Source organism: Marinobacter sp. B-21 (assembly GCF_056857895.1).
The window spans coordinates 1-3,090 of sequence record NZ_JBSXNZ010000063.1 but is presented as its reverse complement, the minus strand read 5'-3'; the positions used below and the strand labels follow the sequence as shown (position 1 = coordinate 3,090).

The following is a 3,090-nucleotide window of genomic DNA, read 5'->3' as shown; positions in this document are numbered from 1 at the left end:
CCCCCTCTGTCAAGGTAGTTGGAACCCCACCCGATGTTAGACTCTCTCAATAAAGTGGGGCGAGAGACAGAGGTTTTCATGAAATATTCACCGGAGCGTCGCGAAGCCATTCTTAAAAAGTTACTGCCACCTAATAACCGGCCAGTTGCCGTAGTGGCAGAGGAAGAAGGTATTTCCGATGCCACTCTTTACAACTGGCGAAACGAAGCTCGGAAAAATGGACAGTTACTGCCAGATCACGGTTCAGATCCGGAAGGTTGGAGTTCTCGCGATAAGTTCAATGCCGTGCTTGAGACCGCCGCACTGAGCGAGTCCGAGTTGAATGAGTATTGTCGCAAACGGGGCGTTTATCCCGAGCAGATTCGACGCTGGCGCCAGAGTTGTGAAATCGCCAATGATCGCGATGAAAAGGTCGAAAAACGCTCTCGTGAAGCGGTCAAGCAGGAGAAAAAACGCACCCGGCAACTTGAACGCGAACTGAAGCGTAAAGACGCCGCCCTGGCTGAAACAGCCGCGCTGTTGGCCCTGCGAAAAAAGGCCCAGGCGATCTGGGGGGACGAGGACGACTGACCAGCACCCGAGATCGCCAGCATGCCTTAGAGCTGGTTGATGAGGCCCGTGTGGATGGCGCGCGCCTGAAAAGCGCTTGTGCCGAGCTGGGCATTGGCACCAACACCTATCGCCGCTGGAAAGCCGGTGATGAGGATGGCCGGCCAAGCGCACCAAAACACACACCGCCTCATGCACTGACCGCAATGGAGAAAGCCATGATCCTGGCCGTTTGCCACCAGTCCGATTACGCCAGTCTGCCACCGTCTCAGGTCGTGCCGCTGTTGCTGGATGACCATGGCTGGTACATCGCCTCAGAATCGTCATTTTATCGCGTTCTGACCGAACACAATGAGAACCATCGCCGGGGCACACGATCATCCGGACGAGTGGGCCCGCCACGCCGGCACGAGGCGACCAGACCGAATCAGGTCTGGTGCTGGGACGTGACTTACTTAAAGTCTATGGTTCGGGGTCAATTCTTTTATCTGTACTTCATGCTCGACGTCTACAGCCGCAAGATCGTGGGTGCCGAAGTCTTCGATGCAGAAAGCGCCGCCAATAGTGAAATCGTGCTGCGCAAAGCGCTGCTCCGTGAAGGCTGTATCAACAACCCACCGGTGGTGCATTCGGACAATGGCAGTGCCATGAAAGGTGGCACGTTACCGGCGACGTTCGAGAAACTGGGTGTCACGCCGTCCTACAGCCGGCCGCGTGTGTCTAACGACAACGCCTATATCGAATCGCTGTTCGGCACCACCAAGCAGCGTCCGGGATACCCGCCTGAAGGCTTTGAGAACCTGGAGCTGGCACGTGACTGGGTAAGGAAGTTCATCGGCTGGTATAACGAAGAACACCGTCACAGCGCTATCCGCTATGTGACACCGGCAGACCGCCATGCAGGCAAAGACGCTGACATACTGGCACGCCGAAAGATCACCTTGCTAAAGGCCAGAGAAAAGAACCCTGGCCGCTGGTCAACCAGCATCCGGAACTGTGAGCCGATCGGAGCTGTGTGGTTGAATCCATTACCAGAAGAGCAAACTGTTAAAGAACAATGCGTGGCTCATTAGAGCCCAACTGAATCAGGTGCCAACTACCTTGACAGACGACGTCTGCCTCCGAAGACCGATTTGCCGGTGAAACCACCTACACCGCCAAAACAGCCTACGATCAGGTCGTCGGATACACCGACCAGGTGGGCTTTTACGAAACTGAGTATATGAGCCTTGGCCTTCGCTGCGACGTAACCGACGGAGTGGTAAAAAACGTACTTCTGCGCTTCTCCTTCGAAATGCCACTGGCTTATTACAGCGCCCCTGTAGACTTCATGGTGATGGTGGACGCTGACGGAAAGGTTTTCCGATTCGATGGCAATATGTTTGCCAATTCAATGTCCAGTGGGTTCGCCTCGATCAAAGATCACGATGACTTGCCCGAGCTGCTCGACGAACTATCCAGAGGCAAAGGCGTTACCTTCAAGATTGACCCCCGCGGAAAAGGCGAAGACAGGGAAGAGTCGCTAACACTGAAAGGATCCGCAAACGCCATCGCGCAGTGGAAGCAGTACTGCCTCTGAGCTGGATGGCGGAATTAACACGGAGGATAAATTAACATAGAGGTTAAACGGTGGGGGCGTAACCGCCGCAGTCGTTCAGTAACGGAGTGACCCGGGCGCCCTTACCGGCTTTCGTTGAGCCTTCTCGGAATTAGCCGCCTTGATGATGGCGCCTTTACTGACATTCCACCAGAACCCTTCGGCCACCCGCACCGTTACGTCGATAGGCCCTTGCCCCTGCGAAACTGGGGTTTTGAGATCGGCGAATGTTCGCTTTTGTTTAAAAGGCTTAATACCACAATATCTGGTCATTCTATTATTGGCTGGAAAACCCGGCCAATTTATGGTGACAAACACCGGCCACGTTATGGTGTCATGACCACTCATCAAAGCTCAGATTCTTGTCGGCATATTTTACACACAGCACCTACCAAGCAATTACCTTGTAAAGTCAGGCCGTTGAAACTCCGTTACTTCTAGTTTCTGGTCATGCTTTTGCATGTATTCCACAGGACACCCGCCATTGACTGGTTGGGACATGCATATGAAATTTTGGAGGATTGTCGCTATGAGAACGGGAACTTTAGCGGCCTTGGTTACAGGGATGCTGGGAGCGGGCTCTGCGCTTGCCATACCAACACTACAACTGGATATTGATGGCGGCACCTATGTAGGCGGTACAGAAGAGAGCACCGTGACTACAACTTCATCATTTGATCTATGGGCCTTGGGCAAGACAACCGAAGTAGATACAGCTATTGACTATTACCTTTCGGTCGCGCTACTGCCCAAGACCCAGAATATCGGGGATCCGGCTAACCTTGGCAGTGTCACCGTAAATGGGTAAGCGCATTTAAATCGACCCACTTGCATCACCCGCACTGAGATGTCAGACCCGAACCAGCTCCACGTTCCAGGGCAGCAATGCTTCCAGTTTCTCCGCCGTATCCGCCTCGGCAATATGCGTGAGCAGGTGGTGTATG

At 53.8% G+C, this 3,090-nt stretch carries 2 protein-coding genes and 1 pseudogene; all 3 read left to right on the top strand.

The features are described 5' to 3' along the window. Positions 1–33: 33 nt before the first annotated feature. A pseudogene (locus AC13C0_RS07020) lies at positions 34–1,622 on the top strand (IS3 family transposase). A 149-nt stretch (positions 1,623–1,771) separates the two neighbouring features. Beyond that, entirely contained in the window at positions 1,772–2,128 is a 357-nt protein-coding gene (locus AC13C0_RS07015; protein WP_341581278.1) for a hypothetical protein, read from the top strand. 547 nt (positions 2,129–2,675) lie between these two features. After that, the gene (locus tag AC13C0_RS07010; RefSeq protein WP_341581277.1) at positions 2,676–2,954 is read left to right on the top strand and encodes a choice-of-anchor N protein; all 279 of its coding nucleotides are present in this window, start codon (positions 2,676–2,678) and stop codon (positions 2,952–2,954) included. The last annotated feature ends 136 nt before the right edge of the window (positions 2,955–3,090 follow it).

Coding starts and splice junctions, on each gene's coding strand:
- AC13C0_RS07015 (WP_341581278.1), top strand. CDS start 1,772: ATGAGCCTTGGCCTTCGCTGCGACGTAACCGACGGAGTGGTAAAAAAC.
- AC13C0_RS07010 (WP_341581277.1), top strand. CDS start 2,676: ATGAGAACGGGAACTTTAGCGGCCTTGGTTACAGGGATGCTGGGAGCG.